Annotated in this window: 13 protein-coding genes; 9 read left to right on the top strand and 4 right to left on the bottom strand. The window is 72.9% G+C overall.

Annotated elements, in window-relative coordinates; all coding sequences use genetic code 11:
- From QSK22_RS33940 to QSK22_RS32720, 3 genes are all read right to left on the bottom strand, one after another.
- Window positions 1-114: Clp protease N-terminal domain-containing protein (locus QSK22_RS33940; protein ID WP_018793523.1), on the bottom strand; the 114-nt coding region annotated here is incomplete at its 3' end.
- 155 nt (window positions 115-269) lie between these two features.
- A complete protein-coding gene (locus QSK22_RS32725; protein ID WP_285498370.1) occupies window positions 270-1,586 on the bottom strand; it encodes a sensor histidine kinase in 1,317 nt (438 codons plus the stop codon).
- A 20-nt stretch (window positions 1,587-1,606) separates the two neighbouring features.
- Window positions 1,607-2,263 (bottom strand): response regulator transcription factor, encoded by a 657-nt coding sequence (locus QSK22_RS32720; protein ID WP_285498369.1) that lies wholly within the window; start codon window positions 2,261-2,263, stop codon window positions 1,607-1,609.
- Window positions 2,264-2,467: 204 nt separating this feature from the next.
- Between QSK22_RS32720 and QSK22_RS32715 the strand changes: the two genes are divergently transcribed.
- The 5 genes from QSK22_RS32715 (at window position 2,468) to QSK22_RS32695 (ending at window position 7,800) form a co-directional block, all read left to right on the top strand.
- A complete protein-coding gene (locus tag QSK22_RS32715) occupies window positions 2,468-3,001 on the top strand; it encodes a hypothetical protein (protein WP_285498368.1) in 534 nt (177 codons plus the stop codon).
- Window positions 3,002-3,378: 377 nt separating this feature from the next.
- Window positions 3,379-4,416 carry a peptidoglycan-binding protein gene (locus QSK22_RS32710; protein WP_285498367.1) on the top strand — a complete coding sequence of 346 codons (1,038 nt, stop codon included), beginning with the start codon at window positions 3,379-3,381 and terminating at the stop codon, window positions 4,414-4,416.
- Window positions 4,413-5,153, top strand: a complete 741-nt coding sequence (locus QSK22_RS32705) for an ABC transporter ATP-binding protein (RefSeq protein ID WP_285498366.1) — start codon at window positions 4,413-4,415, stop codon at window positions 5,151-5,153. Before QSK22_RS32710 ends, QSK22_RS32705 begins: the two co-directional genes overlap by 4 nt.
- The gene (locus QSK22_RS32700; RefSeq protein ID WP_285498365.1) at window positions 5,153-6,361 is read left to right on the top strand and encodes an ABC transporter permease; all 1,209 of its coding nucleotides are present in this window, start codon (window positions 5,153-5,155) and stop codon (window positions 6,359-6,361) included. Before QSK22_RS32705 ends, QSK22_RS32700 begins: the two co-directional genes overlap by 1 nt.
- 365 nt (window positions 6,362-6,726) lie before the next feature.
- Window positions 6,727-7,800, top strand: coding sequence for a S1 family peptidase (locus QSK22_RS32695; RefSeq protein WP_285498364.1), 1,074 nt, complete (start codon window positions 6,727-6,729; stop codon window positions 7,798-7,800).
- Between the two features lie 69 nt (window positions 7,801-7,869).
- Here the strand turns inward: QSK22_RS32695 and QSK22_RS32690 are convergent, their stop codons facing one another.
- Window positions 7,870-9,222 (bottom strand): cytochrome P450, encoded by a 1,353-nt coding sequence (locus tag QSK22_RS32690; protein ID WP_285498363.1) that lies wholly within the window; start codon window positions 9,220-9,222, stop codon window positions 7,870-7,872.
- 125 nt (window positions 9,223-9,347) lie between these two features.
- Here QSK22_RS32690 and QSK22_RS32685 point away from each other — a divergent pair, with 125 nt between their 5' ends.
- The 4 genes from QSK22_RS32685 (at window position 9,348) to QSK22_RS32670 (ending at window position 13,631) form a co-directional block, all read left to right on the top strand.
- Window positions 9,348-10,139 (top strand): SAM-dependent methyltransferase, encoded by a 792-nt coding sequence (locus tag QSK22_RS32685; RefSeq protein WP_285498371.1) that lies wholly within the window; start codon window positions 9,348-9,350, stop codon window positions 10,137-10,139.
- 67 nt (window positions 10,140-10,206) lie between these two features.
- Window positions 10,207-10,968 (top strand): enoyl-CoA hydratase, encoded by a 762-nt coding sequence (locus QSK22_RS32680; RefSeq protein ID WP_285498362.1) that lies wholly within the window; start codon window positions 10,207-10,209, stop codon window positions 10,966-10,968.
- A gap of 259 nt (window positions 10,969-11,227) precedes the next feature.
- Window positions 11,228-12,844 carry a cellulase family glycosylhydrolase gene (locus QSK22_RS32675; RefSeq protein WP_285498361.1) on the top strand — a complete coding sequence of 539 codons (1,617 nt, stop codon included), beginning with the start codon at window positions 11,228-11,230 and terminating at the stop codon, window positions 12,842-12,844.
- A 118-nt stretch (window positions 12,845-12,962) separates the two neighbouring features.
- Window positions 12,963-13,631, top strand: a complete 669-nt coding sequence (locus QSK22_RS32670; RefSeq protein WP_285498360.1) for a GNAT family N-acetyltransferase — start codon at window positions 12,963-12,965, stop codon at window positions 13,629-13,631.
- The last annotated feature ends 210 nt before the right edge of the window (window positions 13,632-13,841 follow it).

Below are 13,841 nucleotides of genomic sequence, written 5' to 3'. Positions count from 1 at the left end.
GATCAGGCCCAGCAGTATGTGCTCGGTGCCGATGTAGTTGTGGTTGAGCATCCTGGCCTCCTCCTGAGCCAGGACGACAACCCGCCGCGCGCGGTCGGTGAACCTCTCGAACATCTCGTCGCTCCTCGGGCGCCGGTTCCCTCAAGGAGGGGCTTCCTCCCCTTAGGAGTGCGTACCCCGCATTCAACCCCCTGGCGTCGGCCGAACCTTCCTGCGTACGCCGCCAGCGAAAAATTCTGCGACCGGAGGCGGAGGTTCCGGGCGGGAGTTCAGCCGACCGGGATCGTCCGGCTACCCGCCGGGTACAGGGCCGCGGCCGCGCCCGGCTCGGCGGGCAGTGTGACGGTCACCACCAGCCCGCCGCCGTCGCGCGGCACGGCGGTGACGGCGCCGCCGTGGGCGCGTGCGATCGACCGCACGATCGACAGCCCGAGCCCGGCGCCCTTGGCGTCGACGACGCGGTCGCGGTTCATGCGGCGGAACGGCTCGAACAGTCCGGCGATCTCGTACGGGGGCACGACCGGCCCGGTGTTGGCCACCTCCACCTCCACCATGCCGTCCCCGCGGGTGCGGCTGGACACCCTCACCCAGCCGCCGTCGGGGACGTTGTGCCGGATGCCGTTCTCCACCAGGTTCTGCACGAGCCGCTCCAGCAGCAGCGCGTCGCCGGAGGTGGGCGCCTCGTCGGCCTGCTCGTGCACCCGCACCCCGGTCTCCCGCGCCTCGGCCTCCGTCTGCGCGGTGACATGCCCCACCACGTCGGCCAGGTCGACCGGGGCGCGTTCGGTGATCTCGTGGTCGGAGCGGGCGAGCAGCAGCAGGCCGTCGATCAGCCGTTCGTGCCGGGCGTTGATCTGCAGCAGGCTCTCGCCGAGCCGCCGGACGTCGGGCGAGGCGGACCGGCGGTGCATGGCCAGCTCCACCAGCGCCCGGCCGAGCGTGAGCGGGGTGCGCAGCTCGTGCGAGGCGTTGGCGACGAAGCGGCGCTGCCCGTCGAAGGACCGGTCGAGCCGCTCCAGCATGCTGTCGAAGGTGTCGGCCAGCTCCTTGACCTCGTCGTCCGGGCCGCGCAGCGCGATCCGCTCGTGCAGACCGCGGTCGGCGGCGGGCGCGGCGGCGATGCGCCGGGCGGTCTCGGTGACGCGGTGCAGCGGGGCCAGCGTGCGTCCCGCGATCAGCCAGGCGAACCCGGTGGCCGCGCCGCCGACCACGGCCAGCGCCACGGCGCCCTGTGTGATCAGCGACGTGGCCGCGGCCTCGCGCAGCCGGTCGCTCTGCTCACGGGCCAGCCGTTCCAGCTGCGATCCGGCGGTCGGCGGACCGCCCGGGCCGTCGATCATGTAGCGCTCGGACGGCTGCGCCGCGCCGTTCCCCGGCCCGCCGGTCCGCTGCGTCGTCGAGATCACCTTGACCCGGCCCTCGGCGACCTTCTGGGTGAACAGCACGTACGTCACGCCGAGCAGCACCACGCCCGCGACCACGAACAGCGCGGCGTAGGTGAAGGTGAGCCGGACGCGCAGCGACATGCGCCGCGGCCGGGCGGGCACGTCCGCCGGCGCCGCGGCCGCCCGCACCGTCGGCGTCATGGTCGGCGTCGTGGTCGGCCTCATGGAATCCGGTACCCCGCTCCCTTGACGGTCTCGATGACGGGCGGTTCGCCGAGCTTGCGGCGCAGTTTGAGGATGGTGAGCCGGACGGCGCCGGTGAACGGGTCGGCGTGCTCGTCCCACACCTTCTCCAGCAGCACCTCGGCGGACACCACCGCCCCGTCGGCGCGCAGCAGCTCGGCGAGCACGGCGAACTCCTTGCGGGCCAGCGGGACGTAGCGGCCGTCCCGGAACACCCGGCGGCGCGCCTGGTCCAGCGAGATGCCCGCGCGGCGCAGCACCGGCGGCGCCGCCGGGCGGGCGCGGCGGCCGAGCGCCAGCACCCGGGCGGCCAGCTCGGGGAACGCGAACGGCTTGGTGAGGTAGTCGTCGGCACCCAACCCCAGCCCCTCCACCCGGTCGGTGACCTCGGCGGCGGCGGTGAGCATCAGCACCCGGGGGGCCGAGCCGCCGTCCACCAGCTGTCGGCACACCTCGTCGCCGTGCACGGCGGGCAGGTCGCGGTCCAGGACGACGACGTCGTAGTCGTTGACGGCCAGGCGTTCCAGCGCCGCCACGCCGTCATGCGCGAGATCGACCGCGTGCGCCTCGTCCCGCAGCCACTCGGCGATCGCCTCGGCGAGCATTCGCTCGTCCTCCACCACCAGCACCCGCATTCCGCTCCTCTCCGCCGGACGCGCGTTCGCCACGGGCCATCGTGACGGGCGCGGCGTTTCCTTTCCGTTAGGAAGCGCCGCCGGGTCGGCGCGCCCGGAACCGCAGGGACGCGGGAAACGGAGGGGAAACAGACGGTCGCGTTGCATGCCGTGCGTCCGGCCGGAGCCGACTGGCCCGGCCGCATGGAGAACGAGGAGCAGACGATGCGATTTCGGACGCGCGGCGCCCTCGCGGCGATGCCGCTGGCGCTCGCCCTCGCCCTGGCCGCCTGCGGCGGCGGGGACGACGGCGACGAGGGGGTGGCCACGGTGAACGGCGGGCGCCAGACCAAGGCCGCCGGCGCCGCCGGCAGCGACCCGGAGGAGATGGCCGTCAAGTTCGCCGAATGCATGCGCAAGAACGGCATCGACATGGAGGACCCCCAGGACGGCCGGGTGGTGGTCAAGGCCAAGCCGGGCCAGGAGCAGACGATGCAGAAGGCCATGGAGGCGTGCCGCCAGTACAGCCCGCAGCAGAACTCCCAGGGCGGCTCGGACCCGCAGATGGAGCAGCGGCAGCGCGAGTTCGCCGAGTGCATGCGCAAGAACGGGGTGGAGAAGTTCCCCGACCCCAAGCCCGGCCAGCGCGGAATCATCGTCAACAAGAACGAAATCGGCGACGACCCGGACCTTGAGACCGCCCAGCAGAAGTGCCAGGACATCCTGGGCGGCCCGGCGAGCAACGGAGCGGGGAAGTGACCACCGTGGACGGGCACGAGACCTCGAGGACCGCGGGTGCGGACGGGCGGCGGTTCGCGGCTCGTGAGACGCTCACCGACCGGGAGCCGTCTGGCGCGCACTCGCCACAGTCGCCGGAACGGCCCGAGCCGTCGTGTCGGCGGTGGGGCCGGGAGGTGGCCACGGTGGACGGGCGTGAGAGCCCGAGCGTCGCGGGTGCGGACGGGCGGCGGCCCGCGGCTCGTGAGACGCTCACCGACCAACGGCCGCCCGACGCGCACGCACCCGCGACGCCGGAACCCTCCGAAACGCCGGAACCTTCCGGGCCGTCGCGGCCGCCGGAGGCGTCGCGTCGGCAGCGGCGCCGCGGCCGCTCCCGCCGGGCGAAAATCGCCGCAGTGGCCGTCGCGGTCGCGGCGGGCGGCGCGGCCACCGCCGCCGCTCTCAACCTTACCGGCGACGCCGCGTCGGAGCAGACGGCGCGCGGGCTGCCGCCCAGCACCGCCAAGGTCACCCGGGAGACGCTGCGCGACACCCAGGACGCCGACGGGGTGCTGGCCTACGGGGAGCAGACCGCCGCCACCAGCCGACTGCGCGGCACGCTCACCGCCCTGCCCGACAGCGGCGACCGGATCACCCGCGGCAAGACGGTGTACCGGGTGGACGACAAGCCGGTGACACTGATGTACGGGTCGCGGCCCATGTACCGCGACCTGCGCCCCGGAGTGGAGGGCGAGGACGTCCACCAGCTCGAACGCAACCTGCAGGCCCTCGGCTACGACGGGTTCACCGTGGACGACGAGTACACCGGTGACACCGCCGACGCCGTCCGGGAATGGCAGGACGACCGGGGCCTCGACGAGACCGGCGTCGTGGAGCTCGGCCGGGTGCTGTTCACGCCCGGCGCGATCCGCGTCGACAGCCTGGAGGCCGGCGAGGGCGACCCCGTCTCGCCCGGCCGCAAGGTGCTCAACTACACCGGCACCGAGAAGGCCGTCACCGTGCAGCTGGAGGCCACCGACCAGCGCCTGGCCAAGGAAGGCGCCGACGTCGAGGTCACCATGCCCGACGACCAGAAGGTGCAAGGCCGGGTCGACGAGGTGTCCACGGTGATCGAGCCCGGCGGCAGCGGGGAGGAACCGCAGACCAAGGTGGAGGTCACCGTGGCGCTCGAGGGGCGCCGGGCGCAGCAGGCCGCCGAGCCGTACGCGATGGCCGCGGTGGACGTCACCTTCACCGCGGGCACCCGCGAGAACGTGCTGACCGTGCCGATCGCGGCGCTGCTGGCGCTGCGCGAGGGCGGTTTCGGCGTCGAGGTGGTGCAGGGCGGCCGGTCGTCGTACGTGCCGGTGCGCACCGGCCTGTTCGCCGACGGCAAGGTCGAGATCTCGGGGAGCGGCATCACCGAGGGCACGGTCGTGGGGATGCCGAAGTGATCTCGCTGAGGGACGTCACCAAGACCTACCCCGGCGGGGTGACCGCGCTCGACGGCGTGTCCCTGGACATCTCCGCCGGCGAGCTGGTGGCGATCGTGGGGCCGTCCGGGTCGGGCAAGTCCACGATGCTCAACGTGCTGGGCACCCTGGACCGGCCCACGTCCGGCACCGTGCGCATCGACGGGTACGAGATCGGCGGGCTGTCGGACGCCGAGCTGTCGGCGCTGCGGGCCCGCCGCATCAGGTTCGTGTTCCAGCAGTACCACCTGGCGCCGGGCACGTCCGCGCTCGACAACGTCGCCGACGGGCTGCTGTACCAGGGGATGCGGCCCGCCGAACGGCGCCGCCGCGCCGCCGCGGCGCTGGAGCGGGTGGGGCTCGGGCACCGGCTGGACCACCGCCCGCTGGAGCTGTCGGGCGGCGAGCGGCAGCGCGTGGCGATCGCGCGGGCCGTTGCGGGGGAGCCGCCGCTGCTGCTGGCCGACGAGCCGACCGGCGCGCTCGACTCCGTTGCGGGGGCCGGGGTCATGGCGCTGCTGCGGGAGCTGAACGCCGCCGGGACCACCGTCGTGATCATCACGCACGACCGGGACATCGCTGCGGCGCTGCCTCGGCAGGTGCGCATGCGCGATGGCCGCATCGTGTCCGACAGCGTGTCCGACAGCGCGACCGACGGCGCATCCGGTGGCGCGACCGGGCGGGCCGCAAAGGTCGCGGCCGCGGGGGAGGTGGGCTGATGGCCGCCGCCGCAACGCTGCGCCCCGCCCGGCTGCGGCCGGGGGACGTGATGAAGGTCGGCGCGGTGGGGTTGCGCACCCGCCCGCTGCGGGCGTTCCTGTCGGCGCTCGGCATCGCCATCGGCATCGCCGCGATGGTCGGCGTGGTGGGCATCTCCTCGTCCTCGCGCGCCGACCTGGACCGCACCCTCGCCGCGCTCGGCACCAACCTGCTGACCGTCAAGCCCGGCAGCACGCTCACCGGGGAGCAGGCGCAGCTGCCGCTGGAGGCCGAGGCCATGGTGCGGCGCATCGCGCCGGTGCGGTCGGTGTCGGCGATCGGCATGATCGACGACGCCAAGGTGTACCGCAACCGCAGGATCGACCGGGCCGAGACCGGCGGGATCGCCACCTACGCCGCCCGGCTGGACCTGCCCGCCACCACCGGCGCGACGGTCGCCAGCGGCACCTGGCTGAACGAGGCCACCGGCCGCTTCCCGGCGGTGGTGCTCGGCGCCCGCGCGGCCGAACGGCTCGGCATCGGCCGCGCCGGCCCGCAGACGCAGGTGATGGTCGGCGGCGAGCCGTTCACCGTCGTCGGCATCCTGGCCGAGGCGCCGCTGGCGCCGGAGCTGGACACCGCGGCGCTGGTCGGCTGGCCGGTGGCGCGGTCGGAACTGGGCTTCGACGGCCACCCCACCACCGTCTACACCCGGTCGGCGGACTCGGCCGTGGAGGACGTGCAGGCGGTGCTGGGCGCGACCGCCAACCCGGCCGCGCCCAACGAGGTGGACGTGTCGCGCCCGTCGGACGCGCTCGCTGCGCGGCAGGCCGCCGACGAGGCCCTGACCGGGCTGCTGCTCGGCCTGGGCGCGGTGGCGCTGCTGGTCGGCGGGGTCGGGGTGGCCAACACCATGGTCATCTCGGTGCTGGAGCGGCGCTCGGAGATCGGCCTGCGCCGCTCGCTGGGGGCGACCCGCGGCCAGATCCGCACCCAGTTCCTGGCCGAGTCGCTGCTGCTGTCGGCGCTGGGCGGGGCGGGCGGCGCGGTGCTGGGCATGGCGGTGACCGCCGGCTTCGCCGTCTCGCGGGGCTGGCCGGTCGTCATCCCGGCCTGGGCGGTCGCCGGCGGCATGGCGGCCACCCTGCTGATCGGCGCCGTCGCCGGCCTGTATCCGGCGATCCGCGCGTCTCGGCTGTCGCCCACCGAGGCGCTGGCCGCGCCGTAGGCGCCCCTGATCCAAGGTCCGCCCGTCCAGCCTCACCCGGCGGGACGGGCGGACCTTCGCTCGTCGCCGAGCCCGCGGGCGCCTCCTCAGGGACGGCCGGGCCGGCGGCTAAAAGGACGATCTTGGTAAATGGTTACGTAGCCGTCCGCATCCGGCCAAGCAACCATATTCAGGTTCAAGAAGCGACAGGGCGACGGCACGCCTGACCGTGCGCTGACTCGGCATTTTCCCAGTATTGCCAGAGCCGGTCAGATCATTGGGCAACTTCTTCGTCTTGTGCAAGATTCCCCGGTGCCTCGAAGATCCATGTCATTCAGGACCCCTCACCCGGAGGCGTCCTGACCGTGTTTGGAGGCACAGTGAGGATGCGACCCATCCATTCCGCCACTGTCGTCGGAGCCACCGTCATCGCCGCCGCGACCGCACTGGCCGCGGCGCCCGCCGCCGGTGCCGCGCCCACGGCGGCCGCACCCGCGGCGGCGAAGGCCGCACCCGATCCCGGCGGCCTCGCCACCAGCCTGGCCAACCGGCTCGGCACCCGTTCCGCGGGCTCCTACATCGACCAGGGCACCGGCAAGCTCGTCGTCACGGTCACCGACGCCCAGTCCGCCGAGCAGGTGCGCGCGGCCGGAGCCGTCCCCCGGACGGTCGCCCGCGACGGCGCCGCCCTCGAGCGCGTCACCGACAAGCTGGAGAGCTCGGTGAAGATTCCGGGCACCGCCTGGGGCGTCGACCCGGTCAGCAACCAGGTCGTGCTCAGCTACGACGACTCGGTCACCGGCGACAAGCTGGCCAAGGTCCGCAGCGCCGCGCAGCAGCAGGGCGACGCCGTCCGGCTCGAGCACGTCCCCGGCAAGTTCAACCTGCTCATCGCGGGCGGCCAGGCCATCTACGCCAGCGGCGGGCGCTGCTCGCTCGGCTTCAACGTCCGCAGCGGCAGCACCTACTACTTCCTGACCGCCGGGCACTGCACCAACATCGGCTCGACCTGGTACGCCAACTCCAGCGGCAGCACGGTGCTGGGCACCCGCGCCGGCAGCAGCTTCCCCGGCAACGACTACGGCATCGTCCGGTACACCAACACCTCGATCGCCAAGACCGGTGACGTCTACCTGTACGGCTCCGGCTACCAGGACATCACGTCCGCCGGCAACGCCGTCGTCGGGCAGTCGGTGCGCCGCAGCGGCAGCACCACCGGCGTGCGCAGCGGCACGGTCACCGCGCTCAACCAGACCGTCAACTACGCCGAGGGCACCGTCACGGGCCTGATCCGCACCACCGTGTGCGCCGAGCCCGGCGACAGCGGCGGCCCCCTGTTCGCCGGCACGGTCGCGCTCGGCCTGACCTCCGGCGGCAGCGGCAACTGCACCTCCGGCGGCACGACGTTCTTCCAGCCCGTCACCGAGGCGCTCAGCGCGTACGGCGTGAGCGTCTTCTGATCCCCGCTCCCGCGTACTGCTCGTGAGACCGGGGCCGGGCGGGTGCACCCGCCCGGCCCCGCGCCGCCGTCAGGCCCGCGCGGGCTCCCGCGGGACGAGGTTCATGTGGATGTCCTCGGCCGCCCACAGCACGAACCGCTCCACCGGCGTGACCGTCCGGCCCGGCACCGGCTCGAACCGGAACCGCTTGAGCAGGACGGCCAGCACCAGCTCGGCCTCCACCATGGCGAGGGTCGAGCCCTCGCAGCTGCGCGGGCCGATGCCGAACGGGATGTAGGCGAGCCGGTGCCGCCCGGCCGACGCCTCCGGCGTGAAGCGCTCGGGGTCGAACCGCTCCGGGTCCGGCCAGTACTCGGGGTTAACGTGCACGGACCAGAACGGGTAGAAGATGGTCGTCCCGGCCGGGACCGTGTACTCGCCCAGGGCGACGTCCTCGGTGGCCTCGCGGGCGCCGTACGGCCCCGGCGGGTACAGCCGCATCGTCTCGCGGACCACCATGTCCAGGTACGTCAGCCGCTTGAGGTCGGCGTACTCGGGGACGGCCCGGTCGCCGAGCACCCGGTCGACCTCCTCGGCGGCCCGCTCGGCCACGTCCGGGTGCTGCCCCAGCAGGTAGAGCGTCCAGGAGATCGCGACGCCGGTGGTGTGGTGGGCGGCCAGCATCGTCATCAGCACGGTGTCGCGGATGCGCGCGGGCGGCTGGCCCGCCGCCGACAGCGCCGCCACCAGGTCGCTGCGCTCGGGCGCGCCGTCCGCGGTGCCGCGGGCGCGGTGCGCCTCGACCACCTCGTCGACGACCGAGCGCAGGTAGGCCAGCGCCTCATCGGCGCGCCTGCGGTCCTTCTCGTCGCCCTGGTACTGCCGCTCCAGGTACTCGGTCAGCACGGTCTCGAACGCCGACACGACGCGTCCGGCGGTCTCGTCGTCCGCCAGGCCGCTGCCCAGCGCGTAATGGCAGATCATGCGCAGCGACAGCTCGGCCAGGTCGTGCTGCAGCGCGACCGGCCCGGCGGCGGCGCGCTCGGCCCACCGGTCGGCCAGCTCGGTCGCCAGCGCGGTGAACCGGGCGAAGTGCGCCTCGTGCGACGGGCGCCCGGCCAGCACCGACAGCATCACCCGGCGCCACGGGATGTGCTCGTCGGCCGGGATGGTCTGCAGGTTGCCCGACTCCTGCAGCGGCGCCAGGAACTCGAACAGCTTGTCCGGGCGCTTGTTGATCTTGGCGGTGGCCTCCAGCAGCACCGGGTCGGCCACCGACACCGCCCGGTCCACGCCGGGCAGCGGGAACCGCACCACCGGCCCGTACTCGGCGTGCAGCTTCAGCTGGTAGTTGTGCAGCCCGCCCGCCGCCACGATGGCCTCGGCGCCGTCGCCGTCCGGCCCCGGGATCTGCGCGAGAGCACTGTCGTCACCTGGTCGCATGGCACTCCACGTCGGGGTCGCGTTCGGTATCTCCAGGATGAATCGCTATGCTTTCATGATCTCAGTCATATCGCGCTGAATGACGGTTCTTTCGCGAAGCCCGTCAGGCAGGCCAGGAGAGGACACTGAACACGGTCGACCCGCGGACGCCGAACGTACCCCGCATGTACGACTACCTCCTCGGCGGCAAGGACAACTACGCCGTCGATCGGGAGGCCGTGCACGAGGTCGTCCGCCGCGCGCCGGACACGCCGTACATGGCGCGGCAGAACCGCGCCTTCCTGCGGCGCGCGGTGCGCTTCCTCGCCGAGTCCGGCATCCGCCAGTTCATCGACATCGGCTCCGGACTGCCCACCCAGGGCAACGTGCACGAGATCGCCCACCAGGTCGCCCCCGACTCGCGCGTCGTGTACGTCGACATCGACCCGGTCGTGCTGACCCACGGGCGCGCGCTGCTCGCCGGACGGCCCGGCGTCGCCGTCATCCAGGGCGACGCCCGCCGCCCCGACGACATCCTGGACGACCCCGAACTGCGCAAGCTCGTCGACATCGACCGTCCGGTGGCCGTGCTGATGTTCGCGGTGCTGCACTTCATCGACGACGCCGACGACCCGCAGGGCATCGCCGCCTCCCTGCGCGCCGCCATGGCCCCCGGCAGCTACCTGGCCATCTCCCATGTGACCGACGACTTCGACAGCGGCGGCCGGATCCGCGACGCCGCCGCGGCCTACGACACGGCCAGCTCCCAGATCACCCTGCGCGGCCGCGCCGACATCCTGCGCATGTTCGGCGACTTCGAGCTGGTCGAGCCGGGCCTGACCACGCTGTCGAAGTGGCGTCCCGACCCCGGCACCACCCTCCCGCCCGACGCCGACCGCCAGTGGTGCTACGCCGGAGTCGGCCGGAAACCCGGCTAGAACCCGGTTCGGCGGGCGTTCGGCGGTGATGAGAGGATCGGCGCATGAGCAGTCTGGAGACGCCCCGGTGACCGCGCTGCTGGACGTGGCCGTCGAGCGCGGCGTGGCCACGCTGACGCTGAACGACCCCGACCGCCGCAACATCATCTCCGGCGCCCTGGTCGGCGAGATCACCGCCGCGTTCGACCGGCTGGAGGCGGACGGGACGACCGCCGCCGTGGTGATCACCGGCGCGGGCCCGGCCTTCTGCGCCGGCGCCGACCTGGCCGACCTGCTCGCCGCCGCCGACGGCGACACGTCCGGCGTCACCACCGTCTACGAGGGCTTCCTGCGCGTGGCACGCTCGCCGCTGCCGACCGTCGCGGCGGTCAACGGACCGGCCGTCGGCGCCGGGCTCAACCTCGCGCTGGCCTGCGACGTGCGGATCGCCGCGGAGTCGGCCTGGTTCGACACCCGCTTCCTGAAGATCGGCCTGCACCCCGGCGGCGGGCACACCTGGATGCTGCACCGGCTGGCCGGACCGCAGACCGCCGCCGCGATGGTGCTGTTCGGCGAGCGCCTCGACGGCCCCGCCGCCGTCGCCGCCGGGCTGGTGTACCGCTGCGTCCCCGACGCCGAACTGCTCCCCACCGCGCAGGCCCTCGCCGCGGGAGCCCGCGACGTCGACCCCGACCTGCTGCGCCGCACCAAGGCGTCGCTGCGGCGCGTCGGCGACGGACGGAGCCACGACCAGGTGCTCGAGGACGAGACCCGCGACCAGATGTGGTCCCTGACCCTTCCCACCACCAAGGACCGCCTCACCGCCCTCCGCCGCAAGATCAGCGGCTGACCGTCCCGGAGCGTGCGGGGTCGGCCGACCGCCGCCGAATGAAAGATTCACCGCACGCCGCGATCACCTGACCGCGGCCTCGGACGTTTTCTCCCTGCTCAACCGGCATGCGGCGGACGGGCGGCACGCTCCTGCCCGGGCCCGCGCGCCGCCGGCACTGTACGGCGGTGCTGCGCGTGCCTAGCTTCGTGGGTGCTCTGGCGGACCCGGCCTGCGCCCCGTTCATCTGCACCGCGACTCCGCAAGGAGGACACCCCGGATGAGACCCTCCCTCCGGTCCTGGGCCGTCGCGGCGGTGGCGGCCCTCGCGTCGCTGCTCGCCTCGATGCTCGTGACCGCCGCCCCCGCCCACGCCGCCGTGGGGCTGCGGGTCAGCGGAACGGACATCGTCGAGTCCAACGGCAACCGGTTCGTCATGCGCGGCGTCAGCCACGCGCACACCTGGTACACCTCGCAGACCCGCGCGTTCGCCGACATCAAGGCACTGGGCGCCAACACCGTGCGGGTGGTGCTCAGCGGCGGGCGCTGGACCGCCAACGGGCCGTCCGACGTCGCCAACGTCATCGCGCTGTGCAAGCAGAACCGGCTCATCTGCGTCCTGGAGAACCACGACACCACCGGCTACGGCGAGCAGGACGGCGCCCGCACCCTCGACCAGGCCGTCGACTACTGGCTGAGCCTGCGCGAGGTGCTGGTCGGTCAGGAGGACTACATCGTCATCAACATCGGCAACGAGCCCGTCGGCAACAACCCCGTGACACCGGACTGGACGACCGCCACGTCCAACGCCATCCAGCGGCTGCGCGACGCCGGATTCGACCACCTGCTCATGGTGGACGCGCCGAACTGGGGCCAGGACTGGCAGTTCACCATGCGCGACAACGCCCAGACCGTCTTCGCCGCCGACCCCGACCGCAACACCGTCTTCTCCATCCACATGTACGGGGTGTTCGACACCGCCGCCGAGATCACCGACTACCTCGCCCGGTTCCGCGCCGCCGGGCTGCCGCTGGTGATCGGCGAGTTCGGGTTCAACCACTCCGACGGCGACCCGGACGAGGACACCATCATGGCCGAGGCCCAGGCGCACGGCGTCGGCTACATCGGCTGGTCGTGGAGCGGCAACGGCGGCGGCGTCGAGTACCTCGACATGGTGACCGACTTCGACCCGTCGCAGCTCACCAGCTGGGGCCAGCGGATCTTCAACGGCGCCAACGGCATCCGGGCGACGGCCCGCGAGGCCACGATCTACAGCGGCGAGAACCCGGACACCACGGCGCCCACCGCGCCCGGCGCCCCGACCGCGTCCGACATCACCGCGACCGGCGCCACGCTGACCTGGTCCGCGTCCACCGACACCGGCGGCTCCGGCCTGGCCGGATACGACGTCTACCGGGCCGACGGCACCCTCCTCGGCCAGACCGCCACCACCTCCATCACCCTCACCGGCCTCACCCCCGCCACCCGCTACGAGGTGTACGTGCGGGCCCGTGACTTCGCGGGCAACCAGTCCGCACCGTCGCCCACCGCGACGTTCACCACGGCCGAGGTCGGCACGGGCGCCTGCCGCGTCGCCTACACCGTCAACGCCTGGAACAACGGCCTGGTCGCCAACATCAAGATCACCAACACGGGCTCCGCGCCTGTCAACGGCTGGACTTTGACCTTCACCCTGCCCACGGGCCAGACCATCACCTCCGGGTGGGGCGCGACCTACTCCCCGACCTCCGGCCGCGTCACCGCCACCAACCTGTCGTACAACGCCGCCATCCCCGCCCAAGGGTCGATCGACATCGGCTTCCAGGCCACCCACACCGGCGACTCCGCCGAGCCCGACTCCTTCACCCTGAACGGCTCCACCTGCGAGACCGCCTGACCCGGCGATGCAGCCGCCGCGCGCCCTCGCCGAAGGCGCGCGGCGGCCGGCGCGTTCTGGTGCCATGTCCTTAATGTGCAGGTCACGGGGCCTCGGCGGCTAAGGTCGAAGCCGCTGCATGAGCCGGGAGAGGGCGGAGGCGGGGATGGTGACGATCCGGACGTTCACCGAACGGGACCGGCCGAAACTGCACGCCCTGTACGCCCGCGCCGCGGTCGGCTCGCCCAGCGGTTCGCTGTGGGGCCACGACGAGTCCGAAGCGGCGATCTACCTCAAGCCGTACATGGATCTGGAACCCGGCTCGCTGTTCCTGGCGATCGAGAACGGCCGCGTCGTCGGCTACCTGGCCGGCTGCCTGGACAGCGCGGCGTTCCCCAGCGAGGTCGCCCGCGTGGACCAGGCCATCAGGCGGTACCGCCCGTTCCTCCGCCCGCGGTCGGCGAAATTCTTCGCCCGCAGCCTCGCCGACCTGGCATGGGCCACAGTGCGGCGGGCGCCGGTCGCCGGCGACTTCCACGACGCCCGGTGGCCCGCGCACCTGCACATCAACGTGATCCCCGAGGCCCGCGGCACCGGTGCCGCCGACCGTCTCATGGACCACTGGCTGGAGCGCGTCTGCGGACACGGTGCCGGAGGCTGCCACCTGCAGACCGTGGCGGAGAACACCCGGGCCGTCCGCTTCTTCAAACGGAAGGGCTTCGTCGAACACGGCCCGGCTCCTGTCATCCCGGGCCTGCGTTACCAGGGGCGCCGCGTCCATCAGCGCACCATGGTGTGGAACCCCTGACCTGCGCTGGGTGACAAAACGCATCTTCTGCCGCATACCGCGGTTTGCTCTGAGTAGCCAGATGAATGCGTATAGTGTCCCGGGCATGCCATCGCAGCTACACGACATACCGGCCGAGCTGTTCCGATGGTCCCCCCGGATCGCCGGACACCTCCTGACCGAAATGGGAATTGAGATCTCCGAGATACACGACGCCTCGGAGGTCTCCGA

The sequence above is a fragment of the Actinomadura sp. NBRC 104425 genome, from assembly GCF_030269545.1.
In the GTDB taxonomy this organism is placed as follows: Bacteria; Actinomycetota; Actinomycetes; order Streptosporangiales; family Streptosporangiaceae; genus Spirillospora; species Spirillospora keratinilytica.
This window is presented reverse-complemented; position numbering and strand designations above follow the sequence as displayed.

Coding starts and splice junctions, on each gene's coding strand:
- QSK22_RS32670 (WP_285498360.1), top strand. CDS start 12,963: ATGAGCCGGGAGAGGGCGGAGGCGGGGATGGTGACGATCCGGACGTTC.
- QSK22_RS32675 (WP_285498361.1), top strand. CDS start 11,228: ATGAGACCCTCCCTCCGGTCCTGGGCCGTCGCGGCGGTGGCGGCCCTC.
- QSK22_RS32715 (WP_285498368.1), top strand. CDS start 2,468: ATGCGATTTCGGACGCGCGGCGCCCTCGCGGCGATGCCGCTGGCGCTC.
- QSK22_RS32695 (WP_285498364.1), top strand. CDS start 6,727: ATGCGACCCATCCATTCCGCCACTGTCGTCGGAGCCACCGTCATCGCC.
- QSK22_RS32720 (WP_285498369.1), bottom strand. CDS start 2,263: ATGCGGGTGCTGGTGGTGGAGGACGAGCGAATGCTCGCCGAGGCGATC.
- QSK22_RS32725 (WP_285498370.1), bottom strand. CDS start 1,586: ATGACGCCGACGGTGCGGGCGGCCGCGGCGCCGGCGGACGTGCCCGCC.
- QSK22_RS32690 (WP_285498363.1), bottom strand. CDS start 9,222: ATGCGACCAGGTGACGACAGTGCTCTCGCGCAGATCCCGGGGCCGGAC.
- QSK22_RS32700 (WP_285498365.1), top strand. CDS start 5,153: ATGGCCGCCGCCGCAACGCTGCGCCCCGCCCGGCTGCGGCCGGGGGAC.